This window comes from Leifsonia sp. KNZ12-8B (assembly GCF_056755495.1).
Map to the genome: position 1 here is coordinate 1 of NZ_JBPGXM010000030.1, position 24,468 is coordinate 24,468.

The following is a 24,468-nucleotide window of genomic DNA, read 5'->3' on the forward strand; positions in this document are numbered from 1 at the left end:
CGGCAGCCCCCGCCCCCGCTGCTCCGGCACCCGGCCCGGCCGGCCCCACCGAGCCGGTGATGAAGCACGCCCCCGTGTCGAACCTCCCCTCGGGCGCCAACACGGCGAGCGGAGGCACCAACGCGAGCGTGCAGACCGCGCACCGCCTGGTCATCACCTCCGGTCCGCGCGCCGGCACCGAGCTCGCCCTCGGCCGCGACCCGATCACCATCGGCCGCTCCGGCGAGTCGGGCCTGGTCATCCGCGACGACTACACCTCCACCCACCACGCCCGCCTGCTCCTCTGGAACGACGAGTGGATGATCCAGGATCTCGACTCGACCAACGGCACGTTCCTCGACGGCCGGCGCGTCACCGTCCCGACCCAGATCCCGCTCGACACCCCGATCAAGATCGGGACGACCACGTTCGAGCTGCGGCGGTAGGCGCGGTGGCGGCGAACCGGGCGGCGGCCATCTCCCATGTCGGGAAGATCCGCTCCAACAACCAGGACTCCGGCTATGCGGGTCGTGGGCTCTTCGTCGTCGCCGACGGGATGGGCGGCCACGCGGGCGGCGACGTCGCCTCCGCGATCGCGGTCAACCGCATCCGCGAGGCCGACCGTGAGTACGAGAGCGCCGGCGAGGCCGAGTTCGCCCTCCAGTCCGCGCTGATCGCCGCGAACTCGCTGCTCGCCGAGACCGTGTTCGAGCACCCGGAGCTCACCGGCATGGGCACCACCGTCAGCGCGATGATCCGCGTCGGCGACCAGCTCGCGATCGCGCACATCGGCGACTCCCGCATCTACCTCTACCGCGACGGCGAGCTGAAGCAGGTCTCGACCGACCACACCTTCGTCCAGCGACTGGTCGACAGCGGCCGCATCACCGAGGAGGAGGCGATGGTCCACCCGCGCCGCTCGGTGCTGATGCGCGTGCTCGGCGACGTCGACGCCTCCCCCGAGATCGACACCTGGATCCTCGACACCAAGCCGGGCGACCGCTGGCTCATCTGCTCGGACGGCCTCAGCGGCGTCGTGAAGCACGACGACCTCGCCGCCGCCCTCGCGAGCAAGGACGGTCCGCGCCAGGTCGCCGACCGCCTCCTCAAGCAGAGCCTCGACGCCGGCGCCCCCGACAACGTGACCGCCGTCATCCTCGACATCGCGGACGTCGGGCCGGGCGAGGTCGTGAAGGAGCCGGTCACCGTCGGCTCCGCCGCGTCGCCGCTGCAGTTCGGCTCGGAGCCCCGCCCGACGGCGCGGGCCTCCCGCCTGCCGACGCTGCGCCTCCACCCGATCCGGCCGGCGACCGGCCCGACGCACTTCGAGCCGCAGTCGGAGGACTACCTCGACGAGCTGATCGAGGAGGACGAGCGCCGGGCACGACGTCGCCGCCTGACGTGGATGATCGGGCTGGTCCTCCTGGTGCTCGCGATCGTCGCGGCGGGCTTCATCGGGTACCAGTGGACGCAGTCCCGCTTCTTCATCGGCGAGTCGCCCTCCGGGAAGGTCGCCGTCTTCCAGGGGGTGCAGCAGGACCTCGGTCCCATCCCCCTCTCGCACGTCTACGAGGAGTCGAGCATCAGGGTGGACAGCCTCCCTGCGTACGACAAGCAGCTCGTGGAGCAGACCATCAACGCCGACGACCTGTCGTCGGCCCGAGCGATCGTGGATCAGCTGAAAGATGCCGGCGGACAGTAGGGTGCGCGAGCGGCGCGAGAGAACCGGGACGGCCACCGGCCCGGTGAAACGGCTGCGCCTGCCCGCCAAGCAGCGCAACCTGGAGCTCTTCCTGCTCCTGGTCGCGTGCGGCATCAACGCGGCCGCCGTGATCCTCGTGCAGCTCGGCGCGCTCGGGCACCTCGACCTCACCCTCGTCTACCTCGGCGCCGGGCTCTCGGCCCTGGTGCTCGGGATGCACATCGCGCTGCGCTTCGTCGCCCCGCAGGCCGACCCGTTCCTCCTCCCGATCGCGACCGTGCTGACCGGCATCGGGATCGCCGAGATCTATCGCATCGACATCCACTACGGCGATCAGGGCTGGGACGGCGCCGGCGTCAAGCAGATCGTGTGGAGCGCCATCGCGATCGTCTGCGCGCTGGCCGTCATCATCGTCATCCGCAACCACCGCGTCCTGCAGCGCTACACCTATCTCTTCGGCTTCGCGGCGCTCCTCCTGCTGCTCCTGCCGATGCTCCCCGGGATCGGCAAGGAGATCTACGGCGCCCGCGTGTGGATCGGGATCGGCCCCTTCAGCTTCCAGCCGGGCGAGATCGCGAAGCTGTGCCTGGCGATCTTCTTCGCCGGCTACCTCGTGCAGGCCCGCGACTCGCTCTCGATGGTCGGCAAGAAGTTCCTCGGCATCCGCTTCCCGCGCGCCCGCGACCTCGGCCCCATCCTGATCGTCTGGCTGATGTCGATGGCCGTGATCGTGTTCCAGCGCGACCTCGGCACCGGTCTGCTGATCTTCGGCCTGTTCCTCGTCATGCTGTACGTGGCGACCTCCCGCATCAGCTGGGTGATCCTCGGCGTCCTGCTCATCGTGGGCGGCGCGATCGTCGCCAGCCAGGTGCTGGTCTACGTGCACGACCGCTTCGAGAACTGGCTGAACCCGTTCGCGCAGCGGGTCTACGACGCCGATGGAGGCAGTTTCCAGCTCGTGCAGGGCCTGTTCGGCCTCGGGCACGGCGGCCTGATCGGCACCGGCCTCGGCCAGGGTCAGCCGTGGGTCACCCCGGTCTCGCAGAGCGACTACATCATCGCCAGCCTCGGCGAGGAGCTGGGTCTCGCGGGCCTGTTCGCCATCTTCGCGCTCTACCTCGTCTTCGTCGCCCGCGGCCTGCGCATCGGCTTCGCCGGGCAGGACGACTTCGGCAAGCTGCTCGCGGTCGGCCTGTCGTTCACCGTGGCGCTGCAGTGCTTCATCGTCATCGGCGGCGTCACCCGGGTGATCCCGCTGACCGGCCTGACGACGCCCTTCCTGGCGGCCGGAGGCTCGTCCCTCGTCGCGAACTGGATCATCGTGGCGCTGCTCCTGCGCCTGTCCGACACCGTCCGCAACCAACCCCGACTGGTGGTGAGCTAGCCCATGAACCGCGAGATCAAGCGCGTCAGCACGGTGGTGCTGGCCATGTTCCTGGCGCTGCTGGTGTCGACGTCGATCCTGCAGGTCTTCCAGGCCGACACCCTGGCGTCGGACGCGCGCAACACCCGCGCGCTCAACGACAGCTACTCGGCCCAGCGCGGCGCGATCCTGGTCGCCGGGCAGCCCGTCGCCCAGTCGGTGCCGTCGGACGACGTCTACAAGTGGCAGCGCGTCTACAGCAACGGCCCGCTCTACTCCGCCGTGACCGGCTTCTTCCCGGTCAACGGGGAGGCGACCGGGCTCGAGGGCGCGCTCAACCAGCAGCTGAGCGGCAACGCCAACTCGCAGTTCTTCGACCGCATCAACGCCATCCTCACCGGCAAGAACCCCCAGGGCGCCACGGTCGAGACCACGATCGACCCGGTCGCCCAACAGGCCGCGTGGGACGCGCTCGGCGACCAGCAGGGCGCGGTGGTGCTCCTCGAGCCCAAGACCGGGCGCATCCTGGCGATGGTCTCGAAGCCGAACTACGACCCGAACGTCCTCGCCTCGCACGACGGCGAGGCGGTCGACGCCGCGTACCAGCAGCTGCTCGACGCACCGGGCGACCCCCTCATCAACCGGACCATCGGCGGCAACCTCAACCCGCCCGGATCGACCTTCAAGCCGGTCATGAGCGCGACCGCCTTCGGCACCGGCAAGTACACCAAGGACAGCCAGCTCCCCAACCCGGCGTCCCTGCCCCTTCCCGACTCTCCCACCGTCGTGAAGAACGACTCGCTGACCACCTGCGGCCCCGGCGAGACGGTGTCGATCGCCACCGCGCAGATCCTGTCCTGCAACATCCCGTTCGCCGAGCTCGGGATGCAGCTGCAGCCGCAGGTCATCAAGGACCAGGCCGACAAGTTCGGCTTCAACCAGGAGCTGAAGATCCCGATCCCGGTCGAGAAGAGCGTGTACCCGCTCTACGAGCTGGCCGCCGAGCGCGCCCTCGGCTCCTTCGGGCAGAAGGACGACCGCGCGACCCCGCTGCAGATGGCCATGGTGTCCGCCGCCGTCGCGAACGGCGGCAAGCTCATGACGCCCAACCTCGTCGACTCGATCCGCACTTCCGACCTGCAGACCATCGAGAGCTTCCAGCCCAAGGAGTTCTCGCAGCCGATGACCCAGCAGGTCGCCGACACGATCAAGCAGATGATGGTCGACGGTGTCCAGGAGGGCGTTGCGACGAATGCAAGAATAGACGGGGTCGAGGTGGGCGGTAAGACCGGTACGGCGCAGAACGCGGACGACGAGCCGTACACCCTGTGGTTCACGGGGTTCGCGCCGGCGAACGATCCTCAATTCGCGGTCGCGGTAGTCGTTGAAAATGGCGGTGGACGCGGTCAGAGCGGGTCGGGAAACTCCGTCGCCGCCCCGATCGCGAGACAAGTACTAGAGGCGGTGCTGAATAAATGAGACCCACAGCAGGGCTCACCTTCGGAGGACGTTACGAGCTGCAGTCGCGGATCGCGATCGGCGGCATGGGCGAGGTCTGGCAGGCCACCGACCTCGTGATCGGACGCACCGTCGCGATCAAGATCCTCAAGGACGAGTACCTCGGTGACCCCGGCTTCCTCGAGCGCTTCCGTGCCGAGGCCCGTCACGCCGCGCTGGTCAACCACGAGGGCATCGCCAACGTCTACGACTACGGCGAGGAGGAGGGCAGCGCCTACCTCGTGATGGAGCTCGTCCCGGGTGAGGCGCTCTCCAGCATCCTCGAGCGGGAGCACGTGCTGAGCACCGACCGCACGCTCGACATCGTCGCGCAGACCGCCGCCGCACTGCACGCCGCCCACGCCGCCGGGCTGGTGCACCGCGACATCAAGCCGGGCAACCTGCTGATCACCCCCGACGGCCGCGTCAAGATCACCGACTTCGGCATCGCCCGCATCGCCGACCAGGTGCCGCTCACCGCCACCGGCCAGGTCATGGGCACGGTCCAGTACCTCTCGCCCGAGCAGGCCTCCGGCCACCCGGCATCTCCGACGACCGACATCTACTCGCTCGGCATCGTCGCCTACGAGTGCCTCGCCGGCCGCCGCCCGTTCACCGGCGAGTCGCAGGTCGCGATCGCCATGGCCCAGATCAACGAGGCCCCGCCGGAGCTGCCCGCCACCGTCGCCGAGCCGGTGCGCAACCTGGTCTTCGCGTGCATCGCCAAGAACCCCGCCGACCGCCCGGCCTCCGCCGCCCACCTGGCGCGTGCCGCGCAGGCGCTGCGCCGCGGAGACGTGCGCGCCGCGGCCGCCTCGGTCCCCGCCGTCCTCGGCGCCGCCGCGGCGACCGACGCCGCGACCGTGCTGATGCCCTCCGCGACCTCGGCGCCGACGCAGGCCACCACGCTGCTGCCGTCGGCCTCCACCTCCACGACCCAGACGATCGAGGAGGGGCCGGAGGAGCCGAAGGAGACCAAGAAGCGCAGCCCCTGGACCTGGCCGCTCATCGCGCTCATCGCCCTGCTCGCGCTGGTGCTGATCGGCACGATCATCGCGCTCGTCGCGCAGCCCAAGGACGCTCCTCCGTCTCCCACCGCCACCCAGTCGCAGGCCCCGACGCCCAAGCCCACGACGCCGTCGCCGACCCCGACCAGCAACACGGTGCAGATCACGGAGGCCGACTTCCTCGGACTCACCTCGGCGCAGGCGCGCGAGAAGCTGCAGGGCCTCGAGATGGTCGCGAACATCCAGACCGGCTCGGCCGCCACCTCGGCCGACCAGGTCGACAAGGTGTACCGGGTCAACCCGACGGGTCCGCTGCCCAAGGGGTCCGAGGTCACGATCATGGTCTACGGCGACGTCGCGCCGGTCGACCCGCCGACCGACACCGTTTCGGCCGACCCGAGCCAGGCCACCGTCACGGACCCGGCCACCCAGGTCACCGTCACCTTCGGGTCCGCCGCCTGCCCGGCCGGCCAGAACCTCGTCGGCCGCCGGCTGTACGTGAACGGCCAGCCCCAGACCCCGGTCGACGGCAACTCCACGGTGTGGGCGCCGAACCAGGCGGGCACGTACAACCTCACCTACACGATCTTCTGCGGGGAGTCCGTGGAGTCCGGTCAGTCGCCGGCTCTCGCCTACCAGGTGACGGCCAGCACGCCGACGCCGACCCCGGGAGCGAACGGCGACAAGTAGCGGCACGTCTACCCCTCGCGCGGGGGCGATACCCAGAAACGCCCCGCTACACTAGCCGAGTCACCCGCCCGATAGGAGTATGCATTGAGCCCAGATAGCCGCCTGCTCGCAGGCCGATATCAGGTGGGCGAACTCATCGGGCGCGGCGGCATGTCCGACGTGCACAAGGGCACCGACACCCGGCTGGGCCGGACCGTCGCGATCAAGCTCCTCAAGCCGTCGCTGGCGACGGACCCGGCGTTCCGCACCCGCTTCCGTCAGGAGGCGCAGGCCGCCGCGCGCATGGCGCACCCCACGATCGTGCGGGTGTTCGACGCCGGCGAAGAGACGGTACGCGAGCCCAACGGGCACGAGGCGCAGCTGCCCTTCATCGTCATGGAGTACGTCGACGGCGTCCTCCTGAAAGACCTGATCAAGCGCGGACCGCTCGAGGTTCCGGAGGCCGTGCGCATCACCGAGGGCATCCTCACCGCCCTCGAGTACTCGCACCGCGCCGGCGTCGTGCACCGCGACATCAAGCCCGGCAACGTGATGATCACGCGCAACGGCCAGGTCAAGGTGATGGACTTCGGCATCGCCCGCGCGATCAGCGACTCCTCCGCGACCGTCGCCCAGACCACGGCCGTGCTCGGCACCGCCAGCTACTTCTCGCCCGAGCAGGCGAAGGGCGAGTCGGTCGACGCCCGCACCGACCTGTACTCGACCGGCGTCGTCCTGTTCGAGATGCTCACCGGGCGCCCGCCGTTCCGCGGCGACACCCCGGTCGCCGTCGCGTATCAGCACGTCAGCGAGACCCCGGTCGCGCCGAGCAGCATCAACCACAAGGTCTCCCCGGCGATGGATGTCGTGGTCGCCCGTGCACTGACGAAGGACCGCTTCGAGCGGTACCAGACCGTCGCCGAGTTCCGCCAAGACCTCGAGGAGGCCGCGGCCGGCCGCGTGCCCAAGCACAAGGAGCACGACGAGTTCGCCGAGACGCTCTTCGGCGCACCGCCCACCACCGTGTCCGGTCCCGAGGCCGCGTTCCGCCAGCTCGCCGAGGACCAGACGATGACGCGCACCCAGCGGCGCCCTCCGGTCATCTGGATCTGGGCCGGCATCGCGGTCATGGCGGTCGTCATCGTCGCGGTGCTCGCCTGGGTGCTGCGGCTCGCGCCGAGCACGACCATGCCGGAGACCTCGCGGGAGGTCCCGAACCTCACCGGTCAGACGCTCGACAAGGCCACGGCCGAGCTCGACGGCATGAAGCTGAAGTGGACGCAGACCACCGAGTCGAGCGCCACCTACGGCGAAGGCCAGGTCATCCGCACCGATCCGGACGCCGGAATCGTCGTCGCGACCGGCGACACCATCACGATCTACGTCTCCTCGGGCAAGAAGACCGTCTCCGTCCCGGACGTGCACAACATGACGCTCGACGCGGCCAAGCAGGCGATCGAGGCGGCCGGACTCAGCGTCGGCCCGGTCACGACCGAGAACTCGCCGTCGGTGGGCGCGAACGTCGTCATCTCGACCGACCCGCAGCCGAGCGGCACTGCGCACGAGGGCGACCCGATCTCGCTGACCGTGTCGAGCGGCAAGGTGACGCTGACGGATCTCACCGGGCAGACCATCCAGGCCGCGACGGGGATCCTGTCGCAGTCCGGGCTGACGGCGAACCCGAAGCCGGACAACACGTGCCCGCAGGATTCCGGAGCCCCGCTGGTGCACACCCAGTCGGTCGCTCCGGGCGACGTCCCGCAGGGGACGACGGTCGACCTGACCTACTGCTCCGGCTGACGCGCCGCGGGGGGCTCAGCCCAGCTTGACGAGCGGGTTCAGCGTGCGCGACGCCTCCGCCGCTCCACGCAGCCCCGCGACCTCGAGCCAGTTGCCGAGCATCCGGTAGCCGCCCTCGGTGAGCACCGACTCCGGGTGGAACTGGACACCGAAGATCGGCGCTTCGACGTGCTGCAGAGCCATGATCACGCCGCCTGCGGTGCGCGCGGTCACGGAGAGGTCCGCGGGCAGCGTCCCGTCGACCACGGCGAGGGAGTGGTACCGGGTGGCGGTGAACGGCTGGGGGACCTCGTCGAAGAGCGGGCTGGCGTCGTGCGTGACCTGCGAGGTCTTGCCGTGCATCAACTCCTCGGCATTGGTGACCACGCCCCCGAACGCCTCTGCGATCGCCTGGTGACCGAGGCACACGCCGAGCAGCGGCTGGCCGGTGCTCAGCGCCTGCTCGACGGCGGGGATGGAGACACCGGCGTCGGCGGGCTTGCCCGGTCCGGGCGACACCAGCACCGCGTCGTACTCCGCCAGACGGCCCGGCAGATCGGCGACCGGGATGTCGTCGTTGCGCACGACCTCCGTCTCGGCGCCCAGCTCGCGAAGGTAGCCGTTGAGCGTGTAGACGAAGCTGTCGTAGTTGTCGATGACGAGTACGCGGGTCACGGCCCCACGGTACCTTCCTGCGGACCGACGAGCGAATCCACCCAGGGGAACACCCAGGTGACGAGCGCGAACAGCACGGCCGCGACGAGGATCAGGAGGATGAGGATGCGCAGCCAGACCGGTCCCGGCAGGATGCGCCACAGCGCTGCGTACATTCGGGTCAGCTCCCCTCGGCGACCACGGCCGCGATCTCGCTCGGCACGTCCTGCGTGGGCGCGAAGCTCTGGAACGTGTTGTAGGCGATGAGCCGCTCGCCCGCGTGGAACGGCGGATTGCACGTGGTGATGGTCATGAGCCGGTCGACCGGCGTCGCCTCCGGCTGTCGCGGCACCGGCAGGAGCACCTGCACGGCCGACGGCTGGACGTACTCGAAGTTGCGGAACGTGTACGTGTACCAGCCGTCCTTGGTCTGCACGTAGATGCGGTCGCCGATGTGCAGCTTGGAGAGGTCGATGAAGGTGTTGCCCCAGCCGCTGTCGTGGCCGGCGACGGCGAAGTTGCCGACCTGGCCGGGGAGCTGCGTGTCGGCGTAGTGGCCGACGCCCGCGGTGTAGCTGTTGAGCACCTTCTCCGTGTCGACGGTCTCGCGGATGGTCCGCTTCCAGTCGGCGCCGAGCCGCGGGATGTAGATGACGGCGAACGCCTGGTAGTCGGCCGGCTTGGCGATGACCGGCGGGTCGGTCGTCGCCGCCGGCTCCGCCTCCGGGGTCGATGGCTTCGGCGCCTTCAGCGCGTCATCGATCCACTTCTGGCTCTGGGAGGCCGCCGCCGAGGACTGCTGGTTGGAGGTGACGAGGTTGTTCCACCACACCTGCCAGCCCAGGAAGAGGAGGACCAGCACACCCGCGGTGATGAGCAGCTCGCCCACCACTCCGAGGAACGTCGCACGGCGTCGTGGTCGCCTGGACGCGCGTCGGCGCGCACGCGAGGTGGGCACCGGCGTCTCGCGCGTCGGAGTGTCCTCGTACGGGTTGGTCATATTACGGATACTAGCGGGGCAATCTGAACATTCACCCCCGCCGTCGCCTGCTCGGATGCGGCGGCAATGCTCAGACACGTCCCGCTACACTGTGGTGCTATGGCACGCAGCAAGACGAAGACCAAGCCCGAGCGCCCCGAGCGGACCGACCGGCGCGCCGTCGCCTCCGGCGAGGAGGCGCCCAACCCCGTATGGTTCAAGCCGGTGATGTTCGGCTTCATGCTGCTCGGGCTGGTGTGGATCATCGTCTTCTACGTGAGCCAGAACCAGTACCCGATCCCGAGTCTCGGCGCCTGGAACATCCTCGTCGGCTTCGGCATCGCCTTCATCGGCTTCCTCATGACCACCAGGTGGCGCTAGCGCTCCACCCTCGACGCTGCGCGTCCAGAGCCCGGGTCCGGCTTCCGCCGCCCGGGCTCTTGTCGTATCCGGCGGGTGAACGGCGGGTTTCTCCACAGTTATCCACAGCGCTTTCTCCACAGTGTGCAGAAGTGTGGAGAGCCGGTTCTCCCCAGTGTTAATAAGCCTGTGGAGAGTTACACGGGTGTAATTATCCCCACTGTTAACAACCCTGTGGATAACTTATCCACGCGGTGTGGGGAATTACAGGAATCGCACCAGGCTCAGCAGGAGGAGTACGACGCAGAGCGCGATCACGAGGGGGAGCTGCAGGGAGCGCCGAGAGGCCTTCCGCGTCTCCACGTAGATCAGGCCCACGAGCAGGCCGCCGAGGAACCCGCCGATGTGCGCCTGCCAGGCGATATTGAAGCCCGGGATGAAGCCGATGGCGAGGTTGATCGCCACCAGGATGAGGATCTGGGTCGCGTTGCCGCCCAGCCGTCGCTGGATGATGAAGAACGCGCCGAAGATGCCGAAGATCGCGCCCGAGGCGCCGACGACCGGCTGCAGCGGGTTCGTCAGCAGGAGCACGGCGAGCGATCCCGCGAATCCACTGATCAGGAACAGCGCGAGGAAGCGCAGCCTCCCGAGCATCGGCTCCAGCGCCGACCCGAAGATCCACAGCGTGTACATGTTGAGCGCGAAGTGGATGAAGTTGGCGTGCACGAAGACCGACGTCAGCATGCGCCACGGCTCGAACGCCGCCGGATCGGAGTAGACGCCGGCGTAGAGCAGCGCGTTGTCCACGAGTCCGCCGAATCCGGGAACCAGCCCCAGCACGAACACCAGCGCGCACACGCCGATGATCGAGTACGTGACGACCGGGGTCGTCCCTCCGCTCAGCCGCGTGTACCAGGCCGGCTTGGTGCGCGGCGCGGTCGCCCGCTGCTCCGCCATGCACTCCGGGCAGATGACGCCGACCGCGGCCGGCGTCTGGCACTCACCGCAGATGGTGCGGCCGCAGCGCTGGCAGAGGACGTAGCTCTCCCGCCCGGGGTGGCGGTAGCAGTAGCTCGCTCGCGCGTCGACGGGCTGAGACATCGTTCTGGCTCGCCCGCCCTCTCTCAGACCTGCTCGACGTCGACGGACTCGATGACCACGTCGTCGAGCGGCCGGTCGCGGGCGTCCGTCGGGACCTCGGCGAGCTTGTCGACGACCTTGCGCGACGCGTCGTCCGCGACCTCGCCGAAGATGGTGTGCTTGCCCTGCAGCCAGGTGGTCGGTCCGACGGTGATGAAGAACTGCGAGCCGTTCGTGCCGCGGCCGCCCTGGATGCCGGCGTTCGCCATCGCCAGGATGTAGGGCTGCGTGAAGTCGAGCTCCGGGTTGATCTCGTCGTCGAACTGGTAGCCGGGGCCGCCGATGCCCTGACCGAGCGGGTCTCCGCCCTGGATCATGAAGCCCGGGATGATGCGGTGGAAGACGACGCCGTTGTAGAGGGGAGCGTTGGTCTTCTCGCCCGTTGCGGGGTTCGTCCACTCGATCTCACCGGTCGCGAGCCCCACGAAGTTCCTGACCGTCTTCGGAGCGTGGTTGCCGAAGAGGTTGACCTTGATGTCTCCGTAGTTAGTGTGGAGCGTGGCGACAGCGGTGTGCTTAGACATGGCACCAATTCTTGCATAGGGGGTTCCGGCTCTCGGGCCATCCCCAGCCCTTTCGGTGGCAAGATGGAGTCAGTTCGCCAGCCGTACTCGATGGAGGTCCAGATGAGCCTGACACGGAAGCGCAAGAAGGAGCTCAAGCGACTGCGCAACGACGCCGAGCAGCTGTGGAGCCAGCAGCAGGACGTCCTGGCGAATGCCAACGCCCTCGCCGCGCAGGCGCGCAAGCAAGCCGCTTACTACACCCGTGAGGAGATCGCTCCACGCGTCCGTGACAGCTACGACTCCTACGTGCGTCCGGCGGCGCAGACGGCGGCGAACACGGCCGGCAAGTATGCCGGTGCCGCCCGCGAGCGTCTCGTCGGCGATGTCATCCCGGCCGTCGGCACCGCCGTCGGGACCGCACTGTCGGTCGTCGACCACGCGCGAGCCGCTCGCGCCGCGGCGTTCCGGGGCGACTTCAAGCAGGCCGGTAAGGAGTTCAGCCGCAAGATCGAGGTCGCGAAGCAGAAGTCCGGCCCTGGTGCGGGCACGGTCATCGCGGTCGGCCTTGGCATCGTGGCGGCAGCCGGCCTCCTGTACGCGGTCTGGCAGACCTTCCGCGCCGACGACGAGCTCTGGGTCGCCGACGAGGAGCCGACCGAGACGTCGACGTCCACCACGACCGGCAGCACGTCGGGCACCGGGTCCGCCCAGTAAGGGAGCTTTCGGGGGTTTCCCCGATGGCGGCCGCCGCACCGGCGCGCGAGGATGATCGACATGAACACTCTCGAACGTCCCCGCGACGGCCGCGTGCTCGCCGGCGTCTGTGCCGGGCTCGCCCGGCGCTTCGGCCTCACGGACACGACCGTGCGCGTGATCTTCGTACTGTCGTGCCTGCTGCCCGGGCCGCAGTTCCTCGTCTACGCGGCGCTGTGGATCATCATGCCGGCCGAGCAGCCGCGCCCGGTCGCCGCGCCGCCCGCCGGCTGATCAGCGACCCCTGTTCAGCGCAGTCCGGCCATCCCGAGCGCGATGTCGACCAGCTCGACGCGACGGTTCGGGATGGCCGTGAGCGGGAACCACGCCGCCTCGTCGGTCGATCCGTCGAGCTCGTTGGTCAGCCTCCCGCCGACGACGGACGCGCGGTAGACGATGCGCAGGGCATGCAGCGGACCCGCCTCCGGTACGAACCGCTGCTCAGCCGGGACGACCTTCGAGTCGATCCCGAGCAGGTCGCCCGCGACCGCGTCGAAGCCGGTCTCCTCACGGATCTCGCGCACGACCGCGTGCACCGGGTCCTCACCGGGGTCGATCCCGCCGCCCGGAAGCGTCCAGCCCGAGCGCCCGCTCTCGTTCCAGTGGGCGAGGAGGATGCGCTCCCCGTCGACGATGACTCCGTAGGCGGCGACCCTGATGTCCATCAGGTCACCCTACTGCGCGTGTCGGCGGATCGGGGCAGTATGGGGTGGTGCCCGAACTCCCGGAAGTCACCGCCCTCGCCGCCGACCTCGGCGGCCGGCTGACGGGTCGCGTCATCGACCGGCTGAGCATCGTCGCGTTCGCCGCCCTCAAGACCTTCGATCCTCCCGCGGACGCACTCCGAGGCACCACGATCTCCGGCGTCTCGCGGCACGGCAAGTTCCTCGACATCGCCGCGGGCGAGCTCCACCTCGTCATCCACCTCGCCCGCGCAGGGTGGATCCGCTGGCGCGACGCGCCTCCTCCCCCGCCGAGCGGGCGACCGGGCAAGGGACCACTGGCGGCGAGACTGGTGCTCGACGACGGCACCGGCTTCGACATCACCGAGGCCGGCACGAAGAAGTCGCTCGCGATCTACATCGTCCGCGACCCGTCGGAGGTCCCCGGGATCGCCCGCCTCGGCCCTGACCCGCTCTCCCCAGAATTCACACCGGAGGTGTTCGCCGCCATCCTCGCCGACCAGGGCCGCGCGCAGATCAAGGGTGTGCTGCGCAACCAGTCGCTGATCGCCGGGATCGGCAACGCGTACTCGGACGAGATCCTGCACGTGGCGAAGATGTCCCCGTACAAGCCGGCGAACATGCCGGCCGACGACGTGGAGCGCCTCTACGACGCCCTGCAGTCGACGCTGCGCGAGGCGCTCGCCCGTGCCGACGGCCTGGCCGCCTCCGAGCTGAAGAGCGAGAAGAAGTCCGGCCTCCGCGTCCACGGCCGCACCGGCCAGCCCTGCCCGATCTGCGGCGACACGATCCGCCAGGTCATCTTCCACGACTCGACGTTCCAGTACTGCCCCACCTGCCAGACCGGCGGCAAACCACTGGCCGACCGCGTGCTGTCGCGGTTGTTGAAGTAGCCAGCCCTCAGCACGCGCACGTCGCCCCATCCACCGGCGCCGTCAGCGGGTCGGCCGCTCGGACCACCGGGCCGTGGTCGTCCTCGACCGGCAGTCCCTCCCGCGCCCAGTATTCGAAGCCGCCGATCATCTCGCGCACCTCGTAGCCGAGGAGGCTGAAGACCAGGGCCGCGCGGGTCGAGCCGTTGCAGCCCGGGCCCCAGCAGTACACGACGACCGGCGTCCCCTCGGGCACGACCTCCCTGGCCCGGTCCGCGATCTGCGCGGTCGGGAGGTGGACGGCGCCCGCCGCGCGACCCTGCCGCCATGCCGCGTCGCCGCGGCTGTCGACCAGGACGAACGGACGCCCCGCCTCGCGGTCCGCCATCACGTCGGAGGGGTCGGTCTCGAACTCGAGCTTCGCGGCGAAGTGGCGGGTGGCGGCGGAGGTGCTGGCGGTGATCGTCATGGGGTCAACGCTAGAGAAGTCGAAGGGCTGTTTGAAGAGACGATCCACGGCCTTGGAGCATTTCGGCCGTCGATCGCATGCCAGAATCAGCGCATGGCCGTCACTTTCCCGTTCGCCGCCGATGCCGTCGATCGCGCACTCCTCGCCGAGCTGCAGCGGGACGGGCGGCAGTCCATCGCCGAGCTCGCCCGCACCGTGCACATGTCGAACAGCGCCGTCGCCGAGCGCGTGCGTCGGATGGAGGAGGCCGGCGTCATCCAGGGCTACCGCGCGGTGGTCGACCCCGAGCGCCTGGGCTACGGGATCCTCGCGTTCCTGCGGCTGCGCTACCCGAGCAGCGTCTACAAGCCGCTCCACGATCTCCTCGCGGAGCTGCCCGAGGTGCTGGAGGCGCACCACGTCACGGGCGACGACTGCTTCATCCTCAAAGTGGTGGCGACGTCGATGCGGCACCTGGAGCAGGTGAGCGGCAGGGTCGGAACGCTCGGCAGCGTGACGACGAGCGTGTCGTACTCGAGCCCGTTCCCGACGCGTGCGATCACGGCGCCGAGGAGGGATGAGGCCGGAAGGGGTGGAGCCTAGGAGATTCGAACTCCTGACATCCTGCTTGCAAAGCAGGCGCTCTACCAACTGAGCTAAGGCCCCGGATGGAGGTACTGGTGGGGATACGAGGACTTGAACCTCGGACCTCTTCGTTATCAGCGAAGCGCTCTAACCGCCTGAGCTATATCCCCGAATGGGCAGATAAGAGCCTACCTGATCCGCCCGGCCATTGCGAAATCGATCAGTTGTTCGTGAACCCGACCAGCAGGCCGCCCGTGATCTTCACGGACAGGTTGTACAGCAGGGCGAACACCGCGCCGAGCGCGGTCACCACGACGATGTCGAGGATGGCCACGATGAGCGAGAAGCCCATCACCTGACCCAGCCCGAGCACCGCGCGGAGGTCACCGCCGCCGGCACCCGAGATGTCCTTCACGAGGCTGTTCACCTGGTCGAAGATGCCGGTGCGGTCGAGCACCGTCCAGATGAGGAAGGTGCCGACGACCGCGATGATCGCCAGGCAGATGCCGGCGAGGAACGAGAGCTTCACGGTCGACCAGAAGTCGATGTACACCAGCTTCAGCCGCACCTGCTTGGAGGATGCAGGCCGACGCGACGACTTCTTGGCGAGTTTCTCGGCGACGCTACTGCTCATTGACGGATTCTTCCTTCCCGGCGTCCTCCGATTGTGCATCAGCAGCCTGATCGTCGACTGCGTTCTGCGATTCGAGGTTGCGCTCGGTGTTCTTCGCCACGGCGATGATCTTGTCCGACTCGGCGAAACGTGCAAAGACGACACCCATGGTGTCACGGCCCTTGGCGGGTACCTCGGCCACGGCAGAGCGTACCACCTTGCCGCTGGCAAGAACCACAAGGACCTCGTCGTCCTCGTCGACGATGAGAGCACCCACGAGGTCACCCCGATCCTCGCTCAACTTGGCCACCTTGATGCCCAGACCGCCGCGGTTCTGCAGGCGGTACTGGTCGGCGGAGGTCCGCTTGGCGTACCCGCCCTCGGTCACCACGAAGACGTATCCCTCGTCCGAGACGACCGACGCCTCCAGCAGCGTGTCGTCGCCGCGGAAGTGCATCCCGATGACGCCGGAGGTCGAGCGGCCCATCGGCCGCAGCGCCTCGTCGGAGGCGGTGAAGCGGATCGACATGCCGTGGCGCGAGACCAGCAGCAGGTCGGAGTCCTCGTCGACCAGCAGCGCCGAGACGAGCTCGTCCTCCTCGCGCAGCTTGATCGCGATGATGCCGCCCGAGCGGTTGGTGTCGTACTCGCTGAGCGCGGTCTTCTTGATGAGGCCGTCGCGCGTGGCGAGCACCAGGTACTTCGCCACCTCGTAGTCGCGGATGTCGAGGATCTCGGCGATCTCCTCATCCGGCTGCAGCGCGAGCAGGTTGGCGACGTGCTGGCCCTTCGCGTCGCGGCCGGCCTCCTGCACCTCGTACGCCTTGGCGCGGTAGACGCGGCCCTTGTTCGTGAAGAAGAGGAGCCAGTGGTGGGTGGTCGTGACGAAGAAGTGGTCGACCACGTCCTCACCGCGCAGCTGGGCGCCCTTCACTCCTTTGCCGCCGCGGTGCTGCTGACGGTAGTTGTCGCTGCGCGTGCGCTTGATGTAACCGCCGCGCGTGACCGTGACCACCATCTCCTCCTCGGGGATGAGGTCCTCCATGCTCATGTCGCCGTCGAAGCCGTACATGATCTCGGTGCGGCGGTCGTCGCCGTAGCGGTCGACGATCTCGGTCAGCTCCTCGCTGACGATCGAGCGCTGACGCACGGGGTCGTCGAGGATGGCCTTGAACTCGGCGATCTGGCGCTCGATCTCGTCGTGCTCGTCGATGATCTTCTGGCGCTCGAGGGCGGCCAGGCGGCGCAGCTGCATCGCGAGGATGGCGTCGGCCTGCACGTCGTCGACCTCGAGGAGCGTCTTCAGGCCCTCCCGCGCGTCGTCCACGGTCGGCGAGCGGCGGATGAGCGCGATGACCTCGTCGAGCATGTCGAGGGCTTTGAGGTAGCCGCGCAGGATGTGCGCCCGCTCCTCCGCCTTCCGCAGACGGTAGCGCGTGCGACGCACGATCACGTCGATCTGGTGGTCGACCCACGCCGTGACGAAGCCGTCGAGCGCGAGCGTGCGCGGCACGTTGTCGACGATCGCGAGCATGTTCGCGCCGAAGTTCTCCTGCAGCTGCGTGTGCTTGTACAGGTTGTTCAGCACGACCTTGGCGACCGCATCGCGCTTGAGCACGATGACGAGGCGCTGACCCGTACGGCCGGAGGTCTCGTCGCGGATGTCCGCGATGCCGCCGATACGGCCGTCCTTCACGAGCTCCGCGATCTTGATCGCGAGGTTGTCCGGGTTGACCTGGTACGGCAGCTCCGTGACGACCAGGCACACGCGGCCCTGGATCTCCTCGATGTTCACGACGGCGCGCATCGTGATCGAGCCGCGGCCCGTCCGGTACGCGTCGTGGATGCCCTTGGTGCCGAGGATCTGCGCGCCGGTCGGGAAGTCCGGGCCCTTGATGCGCCTGATCAGCTCCTCCAGGAGCTCCTCGCGCGACGCCTCGGGGTGCGCGAGGTGCCACAGCGCGCCGTCGGCGACCTCGCGGAGGTTGTGCGGCGGGATGTTGGTCGCCATGCCGACTGCGATGCCGACCGAGCCGTTGACCAGGAGGTTCGGGAACCGGCTGGGCAGGACGGCCGGCTCCTGGGTGCGACCGTCGTAGTTGTCCTGGAAGTCGACGGTCTCCTCGTCGATGTCCCGCACCATCTCCATCGCGAGCGGGGCCATCTTGGTCTCGGTGTACCGCGGGGCGGCGGCGCCGTCGTTGCCCGGCGAGCCGAAGTTGCCCTGGCCGAGCGCGAGCGGGTAGCGGAGGCTCCACGGCTGCACCAGGCGGACCAGCGCGTCGTAGATCGCGCTGTCGCCGTGCGGGTGGAACTGCCCCATGACGTCGCCGACGACACGTGCGCACTTCGAGAACGCCTTGTCGGGCCGGTAGCCGCCGTCGAACATCGCGTAGATGACGCGGCGGTGCACCGGCTTCAGGCCGTCGCGCACCTCCGGCAGGGCGCGTCCGATGATCACGCTCATCGCGTAGTCGAGGTACGACCGCTGCATCTCCGACTGCAGGTCGACCTGGTCGATCCTGCCGTGGATGCCGAAGCCGGCTCCCGTGGTCTCTTCGTCCGTCACAGTTCTCTCTTCTCCACCGGTTCTCGTGTCATTCCGCTGCCGTCACGGCATCAGATGTCGAGGAACCGGACGTCCTTCGCGTTCTTCTGGATGAACGTGCGGCGCGAGTCGACGTCCTCGCCCATCAGGGTGGCGAAGATCTCGTCGGCCGCGGCCGCGTCGTCGAGGGTGACCTGCAGCAGCGTGCGGGTCTCCGGGTTCATCGTGGTCTCCCACAGCTCGCGGTAGTCCATCTCGCCCAGACCCTTGTAGCGCTGCACGCCGTTGTCCTTCGGGATGCGCTTGCCGGCCGCGAGGCCCTCCGCCAGGAAGGCGTCGCGCTCGCGGTCCGAGTACACGTACTCGTGCTCGGCGTTCGACCACTTCAGCCGGTACAGCGGCGGCTGCGCGAGGTACACGTAGCCGAGCTCGATCATCGGGCGCATGTACCGGAAGAGGAGGGTCAGCAGCAGGGTCGTGATGTGCTGGCCGTCGACGTCGGCATCGGCCATGAGCACGATCTTGTGATAGCGCGCCTTCTCGGGGTTGAAGTCCTCGCCGATGCCGGCGCCGAACGCCGTGATCATCGCCTGGACCTCGTTGTTCGCGAGCGCCCGGTCGAGCCGCGCCTTCTCGACGTTCAGGATCTTGCCGCGCAGCGGGAGGATCGCCTGCGTCTCGGGGTTGCGGCCCTGCACGGCCGAGCCGCCGGCCGAGTCGCCCTCGACGATGAAGATCTCGGAGACCGTCGGGTCCTTCGACTGGCAGTCCTTGAGCTTGCCGGGCATGCCGCCGCTCTCGAGCAGACCCTTGCGTCGCGCGGTCTCGCGCGCCTTGCGGGCCGCGATGCGGGCGGTCGCCGCCTGGAGCGCCTTGCGGATTATCTCCTTGGCCTGGTTCGGGTTGCGGTCGAACCAGTCGCCGAGCTGGTCGCCGACCACCTTCTGCACGAAGGCCTTCGCCTCGGTGTTGCCCAGCTTGGTCTTGGTCTGGCCCTCGAACTGCGGCTCGGACAGCTTGACCGAGATGACCGCGGTCAGGCCCTCGCGCACGTCGTCGCCCGAGAGGTTGTCGTCCTTCTCCTTGAGGATGCCCTTCTCGCGCGCGTACCGGTTGACCAGCGTGGTCAGCGCGGCGCGGAAGCCCTCCTCGTGGGTGCCGCCCTCGTGGGTGTTGATCGTGTTCGCGTAGGTGAAGACGCTCTCGTTGTAGCTCGTCGTCCACTGCATCGCGACCTCGAGTGCGATCTTGCGCTCGGTGTCCTCGGACTCGAACGAGATGATCTCGTCGTGCACGACCTCCGCCTTCTTGGCCGAGTTGAGGTACTGCACGTAGTCCTGCAGGCCGCGCTCGTAGAGGAAGACCTCGTGCCGTGCCGGCTTCGCCTCCTCCTCGTCGACCTCGCCCTCGACGGGCTCGACCTCTGGCGCGCGCTCGTCGGTGATCGCGATGCGCAGCCCCTTGTTCAGGAACGCCATCTGCTGGAATCGCGTACGCAGGGTCTCGTAGTCGAAGACCACGGTCTCGAAGGTGTCAGGGCTTGGCCAGAACGTGATGATGGTGCCGGTGCGCTCGGACGCCTCGCCCTGCTCCAGCGGAGCCTGCGGCACGCCGTTGCGGTAGCTCTGCCGCCAGACGAAGCCCTGCCGGTGGACCTCGACGTCGAGCCTGGTCGAGAGCGCGTTAACCACGGAGCTGCCGACGCCGTGCAGACCGCCGGAGACCGCGTAACCGCCGCCGCCGAACTTGCCGCCGGCGTGGAGGATGGTCAGCACGACCTCCACCGTCGACTTCTTCTCGGTGGGGTGCTCGTCGACCGGGATGCCGCGGCCGTTGTCGTCGACGCGTACCGCGCCGTCCGGGAGGATGGTCACCTCGATGTTGTCGGCGAAGCCTGCGAGCGCCTCGTCGACGGAGTTGTCGACGATCTCGTAGACCAGATGGTGCAGACCGCGGGGACCGGTGGAACCGATGTACATCCCGGGTCGCTTGCGGACGGCTTCGAGACCCTCGAGGATCTGGATCTCATTCGCGCCGTAGTCGTGTTCCGCCTCGGCCCTGTTCGGTTCCATCGTCATATGAGAATTCGGCTCCTGACCGCACTAGACAGTGACCCTCCATTCTACCAAGAGGAGGGGGTCAAAAGGGCCGAAATCGCCCCTCTGACGCGTTTTCTTCGCGCGGGCGACCTCTTTTGTGCACTCAGCCGTAAGTATCGCGCGGGCCACGCCCTGGAATCGACCTGGGACCGCGTTTCCAGGAGGGGGCGTCCGGCCCTTGAAAGCGGATGGACTCGATGCCCGCCTCCGGGAACCTCTCACCGATGCGCACGAGCAGCTCGGAACGCATCATCCGGAGCTGCGTCGCCCACGCCGTCGACTCGCAGCGGACGACCAGGACGCCGTCGGTGATCGCGTCGGGCACCGCGTGGCGCGCGGTCTCCTCCCCCGCCAGCTCGCGCCACTGCTCGAGGAGGTCGGATTGCGCCAGCTGGGACGTCCAGCCGAGCTGCACGGTCAGGGCGTCGACCACGTCTCCGAGCCCGCGGGGGTCGCGGCCGGAGCCGAACGGCTTGCTCTCGCCCTCCTCCTCGACCCGGCGCCGGGCACGGCGGCCGCGCCCGGTGGTGCCGGCGAAGAGCTCCTTCATCCGGAGGTAGACGACGGAGGCCTCCGAGAGTCCGCCTTCGTCCGATCGATCAGGCATCGGACGACGCCTCCAGCGGAGAGACCTCGACCACCTGCCCGGCCTCGATCCGCACGGTGTGCGCGGTGAGTTCCGCAGGGACGTCGTCGTAGACCGCAGCGGTGATGAGCACCTGCTCGTAACCGGCCACGGCGGTTGCGAGCATCCGGCGCCGTGCCTGGTCGAGTTCGGCGAAGACGTCGTCGAGGATGAGCACCGGGTCTCCGGTGGACGACTCACGCCGCAGCAGCTCGGCCGACGCCAGCTTCAGTGCGAGGGCGAACGACCACGACTCCCCATGGCTCGCGTAGCCCTTGGCTGGGAGGCCGTTGAGCTCGAACAGCACGTCGTCGCGGTGCGGGCCGACGAGCGTGAGTCCACGCTCCAGCTCCTTGGGGCGCACGGCCGCGAGCGCCTGCCGGAACACCTCGGCGGTGTCGGAACCGGTCGTGTCGGTTACAGCCTCGGCATCGTCGTCGTCCTCGTCGACGTGCGCGCCGCGGATCGTGAGCTGCGGCAGCAGTCGCGGATGGTGGTCGTCGCCGGCGACCGAGCGATACGCCGCGACGATCGGGTCGCTGAGCCGGGCGACCAGGTCGAGGCGCGCGTCGAGCAGCTCGGTGCCGAGCGCGACGAGCCGGTCGTCCCAGATATCCAGCGTGCCGAGCTGATCCGCCTTGATCCGGGAGGCCCTGGCCGACTTCAAGAGCGTGTTGCGCTGCTTCAGCACCCGCTCGTAGTCGGCGATGACCGCCGAGAACCGCGGGTTGCGCTGGATCAGCAGCTGATCGAGGAACCGCCTCCGGATGCCGGGCTCACCGCGCACCAGGGCGAGATCCTCCGGAGCGAACAGCACGCTCGAGAAGTACCGCGGGAGCTCGCGCGGCTTGATGGCGGCCCTGTTCACCTGAGCGCGGTTCGGCGCTCCGCGGTTGAGCTGGACCTCCACGAGGAGCTCCCGGCCCTCGTGCTGGATGCGGGCCCGCACGATCGCGGACTCCGCATCCTTGCGGATCATGGCCTGGTCGCTCGACACCCGGTGCGACCCGAGGGTGCTGAGGTAGCCGAGCGACTCGACCAGATTGGTCTTCCCCTGGCCGTTGCGGCCGACGAACAGATTCGCGCCGGCCGCGAACGGCACCTCCGCAGTGCGGTAGTTGCGGAAGTCGGTCAGGGAAAGATGCGTAACTCTCAAGGAGGGTTAGTCCACGGCCTTCACAGCGTGGCCGCCGAACTGGTTGCGGAGGGCGGCGACGGCCTTCATGGCCGGCGAGTCCTCCTGGCGGGAGACGAAGCGGGCGAAGATGGAGGCGCTGATCGTCGGCAGCGGGACCGCGTTGTTCAGTCCCTCCTCGACGGTCCAGCGACCCTCGCCCGAGTCCTGGACGTAGCCCTCGATGTGCTCGAACTCCGGGTCCTGCTCGAGCGCGCGGACCAGCAGGTCGAGCAGCCACGAGCGCACGACCGTGCCGCGCTGCCACGCCTTGAAGGTGCCGGTGACGTCCTTGATGATGTCCTTGCGGGTGTCGAGCAGCTCGTAGCCCTCGGCGTACGCCTGCATGAGCGCGTACTCGATTCCGTTGTGCACCATCTTGGCGTAGTGGCCGGCGCCGACCTCGCCCACGTGGACGAAGCCCTCCTCGCGCGGACCCTCCGGACGCAGCGCGTCGAAGACCGGCATGACCCGCTCGACCTGCTCCTTGGAGCCGCCGACCATCAGGCCGTATCCGTTCTCGAGGCCCCAGATGCCGCCCGAGACGCCGCAGTCCATGAAGTCGACGCCCTTGGGCGCGAGCAGCTCGGCGTGCTTGAAGTCCTCGGTGAACTTGGAGTTTCCTCCGTCGATCACGAGGTCGCCCGCCTCCAGCAGCGGCTCGAGCTCGGTGATGACCGAGTCGGTGATCTGGCCGGCGGGGACCATCACCCAGACGGTGCGCGGAGCGGGCAAGGCGGCGACGAGGTCGGCGAGCGTCGCGACGTCGGAGACCTCGGGGTTGGTGTCGTACCCGGTGACCTCGATGCCGTTCTTCTCGAGGCGGGCGCGCATGTTGTTGCCCATGCGTCCGAGTCCGATGAGGCCGATGTGCATGATCATCCTTCTTCTCTTGCGGATCGCCGGATTCAGCGGAGGAGCAGGTTGGGCTGCAGCAGGTACTTGTACGAGTCCGAGCCCGCCTGGTCCTTCGAAGTCTGGCTCGTGATGAGCACAGGGCCCGGCTTGTTGGGGTTCTCGGTCTTGGTGAAGGAGATGCGCACGAATTCCGAGTGCACGGCACCGAGACCATCGAGCAGGAACTGCGGCTTCAGCGAAACCACCGTCTCCTGGCCAGTGAGGAGAGCGTCGATGCTCTCGGATGCTTGCGCCTGCTCCGAGCCGATCGCTTCGAGCGTCAGTCCGTCGGCGGTGAAGGTGTAGCGGAGCGCGGCCTCGCGCTCCAGCACGAGCGCGACGCGGCGGGTGGCCTCGATGAGCTCGGCGGTGTTGAGGACGGCGTAGTTGTCGACCGTCTCGGGGAAGAGCCGGCGCACCGGCGGGAAGTTGCCCTTGATCAGCAGCGACGTGACCGTCTTGCGATCGGCGGTGAAGGCGATGAGCTCGCGGTCGTCGCGGTTGGTGATGGAGACCGACACGTTGCCGCTGTGCCCGAACGTCTTGCCGATCTCGGTCAGCGTGCGCGCCGGCACGAGGGCGGTCTGCGGCTCACCGGAGGTCGTGCCGTTGTCCCAGTCGATCTCACGCACAGCCACGCGATAGCGGTCGGTGGCGACGAGGCCGATGCGGTTGCCGCCGACCTCCAGCTGTACGCCGGTGATGACGGGAGTCACGTCGTCGCGAGAGGCGGCGACCGCCACCTGGGCGACGGCCTCGGAGAACTCCTCCGCGGGGATGAGCCCGGCATCCCCGCTGACCTGCGGGATGCTCGGGTATTCCTCGACGGGCATGGAGAGGAGGGTGAAGTTGGCGGATCCGGCGCGCACGCGGATCTTCGACTCCTCGGTCGAGAACTGCACGGGAGCGTTCGGAAGCTTGGCCGCGATCTCGGCCAGCAGCCGGCCGGATACGAGCACCCGGCCCGGCTCCTCCACCTCGGCGGCGATCTCGGTCTGCGCCGAGACCTCGTAGTCGAAGGACGACAGCTGGAGGCCGGAGTCGGTGGTCTCGATCAGCACGCCGCTCAGGATGGGGAGGGTCGTTCGCTGCGGAAGGAGCTTCACGGCGAACGAGACGGCCTCGCTGAAGACATCCCGGTTGGCTTGGAACTTCACGAAGTCACCCCTGGTCGGCTCGCGGATACGGATCGTCAAGAATCCTAGCCCCATGCCTCCGACGGGCGGGCCGGAGATCCCGCCGACCGCCTGAGGTTGTCGCCCGCCCTTAACCAGAAGAGTTAATGATTAATGGTGTTAACCGCTGTGGAAAATGTGGATAACTCTGTTGAGACCAGCCGGTGACTGGGATCCGGGCCCATCGGGCCTGTTGATGACCTGAGGACACCGCCTGTTCACAACGCGGGGAGACCCGGAGGCGGCAGACCCGCTTTTCACAGGCCGGCGTCGCTCGTCCCCATTAAGCGCTGACCTATCCGGAGCTTTTCCACAAGTTATCCACAAGTGTTAATAACGCACTGTCCCCAAACTGGGGATG

At 68.4% G+C, this 24,468-nt stretch carries 25 protein-coding genes and 2 tRNA genes; 11 read left to right on the top strand and 16 right to left on the bottom strand.

Features of this window, described 5'->3' with window-relative positions; translation table 11 throughout:
- The 6 genes from ACR9ZG_RS06855 to pknB all read left to right on the top strand — a co-directional run.
- Positions 1-425 (top strand): FHA domain-containing protein FhaB/FipA (locus tag ACR9ZG_RS06855; protein ID WP_481284077.1); only part of this gene is annotated, 425 nt, incomplete at its 5' end.
- 5 nt (positions 426-430) lie between these two features.
- Entirely contained in the window at positions 431-1,681 is a 1,251-nt protein-coding gene (locus ACR9ZG_RS06860; RefSeq protein ID WP_481284078.1) for a PP2C family protein-serine/threonine phosphatase, read from the top strand.
- Complete coding sequence (locus tag ACR9ZG_RS06865) at positions 1,665-3,065, top strand: FtsW/RodA/SpoVE family cell cycle protein (protein WP_481284079.1); 1,401 nt, start codon at positions 1,665-1,667, stop codon at positions 3,063-3,065. The genes ACR9ZG_RS06860 and ACR9ZG_RS06865 overlap by 17 nt, the downstream gene beginning before the upstream one ends.
- 3 nt (positions 3,066-3,068) lie before the next feature.
- Positions 3,069-4,523 (top strand): peptidoglycan D,D-transpeptidase FtsI family protein, encoded by a 1,455-nt coding sequence (locus ACR9ZG_RS06870; protein WP_481284080.1) that lies wholly within the window; start codon positions 3,069-3,071, stop codon positions 4,521-4,523.
- Complete coding sequence (locus ACR9ZG_RS06875; protein ID WP_481284081.1) at positions 4,520-6,238, top strand: serine/threonine-protein kinase; 1,719 nt, start codon at positions 4,520-4,522, stop codon at positions 6,236-6,238. Before ACR9ZG_RS06870 ends, ACR9ZG_RS06875 begins: the two co-directional genes overlap by 4 nt.
- Before the next feature lie 84 nt (positions 6,239-6,322).
- Entirely contained in the window at positions 6,323-8,017 is a 1,695-nt protein-coding gene (pknB, locus tag ACR9ZG_RS06880) for a Stk1 family PASTA domain-containing Ser/Thr kinase (protein ID WP_481284082.1), read from the top strand.
- Between the two features lie 15 nt (positions 8,018-8,032).
- Here pknB and ACR9ZG_RS06885 read toward each other — a convergent pair whose 3' ends face one another.
- From ACR9ZG_RS06885 to ACR9ZG_RS06895, 3 genes are read right to left on the bottom strand one after another with little or no spacing between them, the layout of a single operon-like run.
- Entirely contained in the window at positions 8,033-8,671 is a 639-nt protein-coding gene (locus ACR9ZG_RS06885) for an anthranilate synthase component II (protein ID WP_481284083.1), read from the bottom strand.
- Positions 8,668-8,826, bottom strand: a complete 159-nt coding sequence (locus ACR9ZG_RS06890) for a hypothetical protein (protein WP_481284084.1) — start codon at positions 8,824-8,826, stop codon at positions 8,668-8,670. The genes ACR9ZG_RS06885 and ACR9ZG_RS06890 overlap by 4 nt, the downstream gene beginning before the upstream one ends.
- A 5-nt stretch (positions 8,827-8,831) precedes the next feature.
- A complete protein-coding gene (locus ACR9ZG_RS06895; protein ID WP_481284085.1) occupies positions 8,832-9,650 on the bottom strand; it encodes a class E sortase in 819 nt (272 codons plus the stop codon).
- A gap of 99 nt (positions 9,651-9,749) precedes the next feature.
- On the opposite strand from ACR9ZG_RS06895, the gene ACR9ZG_RS06900 reads away from it, so the two are divergent.
- On the top strand, positions 9,750-10,010 hold the full coding sequence (locus tag ACR9ZG_RS06900; protein ID WP_481284086.1) for a cell division protein CrgA: 261 nt from the start codon (positions 9,750-9,752) through the stop codon (positions 10,008-10,010).
- A gap of 243 nt (positions 10,011-10,253) precedes the next feature.
- Here the strand turns inward: ACR9ZG_RS06900 and ACR9ZG_RS06905 are convergent, their stop codons facing one another.
- Together ACR9ZG_RS06905 and ACR9ZG_RS06910 are read right to left on the bottom strand one after the other, a co-directional pair.
- Entirely contained in the window at positions 10,254-11,090 is an 837-nt protein-coding gene (locus tag ACR9ZG_RS06905) for a rhomboid family intramembrane serine protease (protein ID WP_481284087.1), read from the bottom strand.
- Between the two features lie 23 nt (positions 11,091-11,113).
- Positions 11,114-11,653: a peptidylprolyl isomerase gene (locus ACR9ZG_RS06910; RefSeq protein ID WP_481284088.1), complete on the bottom strand. Its 540-nt coding sequence runs from the start codon at positions 11,651-11,653 to the stop codon at positions 11,114-11,116.
- Between the two features lie 102 nt (positions 11,654-11,755).
- Between ACR9ZG_RS06910 and ACR9ZG_RS06915 the strand changes: the two genes are divergently transcribed.
- On the top strand, positions 11,756-12,349 hold the full coding sequence (locus tag ACR9ZG_RS06915; protein WP_481284089.1) for a hypothetical protein: 594 nt from the start codon (positions 11,756-11,758) through the stop codon (positions 12,347-12,349).
- A gap of 60 nt (positions 12,350-12,409) precedes the next feature.
- Positions 12,410-12,622, top strand: coding sequence for a PspC domain-containing protein (locus tag ACR9ZG_RS06920; RefSeq protein ID WP_481284090.1), 213 nt, complete (start codon positions 12,410-12,412; stop codon positions 12,620-12,622).
- 14 nt (positions 12,623-12,636) lie between these two features.
- On the opposite strand, the gene ACR9ZG_RS06925 is transcribed toward ACR9ZG_RS06920, so the two are convergent.
- Positions 12,637-13,053 (bottom strand): NUDIX hydrolase, encoded by a 417-nt coding sequence (locus ACR9ZG_RS06925; RefSeq protein WP_481284091.1) that lies wholly within the window; start codon positions 13,051-13,053, stop codon positions 12,637-12,639.
- A gap of 47 nt (positions 13,054-13,100) precedes the next feature.
- Between ACR9ZG_RS06925 and ACR9ZG_RS06930 the strand changes: the two genes are divergently transcribed.
- A complete protein-coding gene (locus tag ACR9ZG_RS06930; RefSeq protein ID WP_481284092.1) occupies positions 13,101-13,964 on the top strand; it encodes an Fpg/Nei family DNA glycosylase in 864 nt (287 codons plus the stop codon).
- 7 nt (positions 13,965-13,971) lie between these two features.
- Here ACR9ZG_RS06930 and ACR9ZG_RS06935 read toward each other — a convergent pair whose 3' ends face one another.
- Positions 13,972-14,412 (bottom strand): rhodanese-like domain-containing protein, encoded by a 441-nt coding sequence (locus ACR9ZG_RS06935; protein ID WP_481284093.1) that lies wholly within the window; start codon positions 14,410-14,412, stop codon positions 13,972-13,974.
- A 93-nt stretch (positions 14,413-14,505) separates the two neighbouring features.
- Here ACR9ZG_RS06935 and ACR9ZG_RS06940 point away from each other — a divergent pair, with 93 nt between their 5' ends.
- Positions 14,506-14,994 (top strand): Lrp/AsnC family transcriptional regulator, encoded by a 489-nt coding sequence (locus ACR9ZG_RS06940; protein WP_481284094.1) that lies wholly within the window; start codon positions 14,506-14,508, stop codon positions 14,992-14,994.
- On the opposite strand, the gene ACR9ZG_RS06945 is transcribed toward ACR9ZG_RS06940, so the two are convergent.
- The 9 genes from ACR9ZG_RS06945 to dnaN form a co-directional block, all read right to left on the bottom strand.
- Positions 14,985-15,057, bottom strand: a tRNA-Ala gene (locus ACR9ZG_RS06945). The two genes, ACR9ZG_RS06940 and ACR9ZG_RS06945, sit on opposite strands and share 10 nt — an antisense overlap.
- 12 nt (positions 15,058-15,069) lie before the next feature.
- Positions 15,070-15,146 (bottom strand) — tRNA-Ile (locus ACR9ZG_RS06950).
- A 50-nt stretch (positions 15,147-15,196) separates the two neighbouring features.
- Positions 15,197-15,610 carry a DUF3566 domain-containing protein gene (locus ACR9ZG_RS06955; RefSeq protein WP_301211713.1) on the bottom strand — a complete coding sequence of 138 codons (414 nt, stop codon included), beginning with the start codon at positions 15,608-15,610 and terminating at the stop codon, positions 15,197-15,199.
- Entirely contained in the window at positions 15,600-18,158 is a 2,559-nt protein-coding gene (gene gyrA, locus ACR9ZG_RS06960; RefSeq protein WP_481284095.1) for a DNA gyrase subunit A, read from the bottom strand. Before gyrA ends, ACR9ZG_RS06955 begins: the two co-directional genes overlap by 11 nt.
- A gap of 50 nt (positions 18,159-18,208) precedes the next feature.
- Complete coding sequence (gene gyrB / locus ACR9ZG_RS06965; RefSeq protein WP_481284096.1) at positions 18,209-20,215, bottom strand: DNA topoisomerase (ATP-hydrolyzing) subunit B; 2,007 nt, start codon at positions 20,213-20,215, stop codon at positions 18,209-18,211.
- Between the two features lie 124 nt (positions 20,216-20,339).
- Positions 20,340-20,843 (bottom strand): DciA family protein, encoded by a 504-nt coding sequence (locus ACR9ZG_RS06970; protein WP_481284097.1) that lies wholly within the window; start codon positions 20,841-20,843, stop codon positions 20,340-20,342.
- A complete protein-coding gene (recF, locus tag ACR9ZG_RS06975) occupies positions 20,836-22,017 on the bottom strand; it encodes a DNA replication/repair protein RecF (RefSeq protein ID WP_481284098.1) in 1,182 nt (393 codons plus the stop codon). Before recF ends, ACR9ZG_RS06970 begins: the two co-directional genes overlap by 8 nt.
- Positions 22,018-22,023: 6 nt before the next feature.
- Positions 22,024-22,911 (bottom strand): phosphogluconate dehydrogenase (NAD(+)-dependent, decarboxylating), encoded by an 888-nt coding sequence (gene gnd / locus ACR9ZG_RS06980; protein ID WP_481284099.1) that lies wholly within the window; start codon positions 22,909-22,911, stop codon positions 22,024-22,026.
- 32 nt (positions 22,912-22,943) lie between these two features.
- A complete protein-coding gene (gene dnaN / locus ACR9ZG_RS06985; protein WP_481284107.1) occupies positions 22,944-24,089 on the bottom strand; it encodes a DNA polymerase III subunit beta in 1,146 nt (381 codons plus the stop codon).
- Positions 24,090-24,468: the final 379 nt, after the last annotated feature.

Excerpts from the sequence above, each read along its gene's own strand:
- ACR9ZG_RS06955 (WP_301211713.1), bottom strand. The coding sequence starts at position 15,610 with ATGAGCAGTAGCGTCGCCGAGAAACTCGCCAAGAAGTCGTCGCGTCGG.
- ACR9ZG_RS06920 (WP_481284090.1), top strand. The coding sequence starts at position 12,410 with ATGAACACTCTCGAACGTCCCCGCGACGGCCGCGTGCTCGCCGGCGTC.
- ACR9ZG_RS06905 (WP_481284087.1), bottom strand. The coding sequence starts at position 11,090 with ATGTCTCAGCCCGTCGACGCGCGAGCGAGCTACTGCTACCGCCACCCC.
- gnd (WP_481284099.1), bottom strand. The coding sequence starts at position 22,911 with ATGCACATCGGCCTCATCGGACTCGGACGCATGGGCAACAACATGCGC.
- ACR9ZG_RS06865 (WP_481284079.1), top strand. The coding sequence starts at position 1,665 with ATGCCGGCGGACAGTAGGGTGCGCGAGCGGCGCGAGAGAACCGGGACG.
- ACR9ZG_RS06925 (WP_481284091.1), bottom strand. The coding sequence starts at position 13,053 with ATGGACATCAGGGTCGCCGCCTACGGAGTCATCGTCGACGGGGAGCGC.
- ACR9ZG_RS06900 (WP_481284086.1), top strand. The coding sequence starts at position 9,750 with ATGGCACGCAGCAAGACGAAGACCAAGCCCGAGCGCCCCGAGCGGACC.
- ACR9ZG_RS06935 (WP_481284093.1), bottom strand. The coding sequence starts at position 14,412 with ATGACGATCACCGCCAGCACCTCCGCCGCCACCCGCCACTTCGCCGCG.
- ACR9ZG_RS06870 (WP_481284080.1), top strand. The coding sequence starts at position 3,069 with ATGAACCGCGAGATCAAGCGCGTCAGCACGGTGGTGCTGGCCATGTTC.
- ACR9ZG_RS06940 (WP_481284094.1), top strand. The coding sequence starts at position 14,506 with ATGGCCGTCACTTTCCCGTTCGCCGCCGATGCCGTCGATCGCGCACTC.
- ACR9ZG_RS06890 (WP_481284084.1), bottom strand. The coding sequence starts at position 8,826 with ATGTACGCAGCGCTGTGGCGCATCCTGCCGGGACCGGTCTGGCTGCGC.
- ACR9ZG_RS06875 (WP_481284081.1), top strand. The coding sequence starts at position 4,520 with ATGAGACCCACAGCAGGGCTCACCTTCGGAGGACGTTACGAGCTGCAG.
- ACR9ZG_RS06970 (WP_481284097.1), bottom strand. The coding sequence starts at position 20,843 with ATGCCTGATCGATCGGACGAAGGCGGACTCTCGGAGGCCTCCGTCGTC.
- ACR9ZG_RS06895 (WP_481284085.1), bottom strand. The coding sequence starts at position 9,650 with ATGACCAACCCGTACGAGGACACTCCGACGCGCGAGACGCCGGTGCCC.
- gyrB (WP_481284096.1), bottom strand. The coding sequence starts at position 20,215 with ATGACGATGGAACCGAACAGGGCCGAGGCGGAACACGACTACGGCGCG.
- ACR9ZG_RS06915 (WP_481284089.1), top strand. The coding sequence starts at position 11,756 with ATGAGCCTGACACGGAAGCGCAAGAAGGAGCTCAAGCGACTGCGCAAC.
- ACR9ZG_RS06910 (WP_481284088.1), bottom strand. The coding sequence starts at position 11,653 with ATGTCTAAGCACACCGCTGTCGCCACGCTCCACACTAACTACGGAGAC.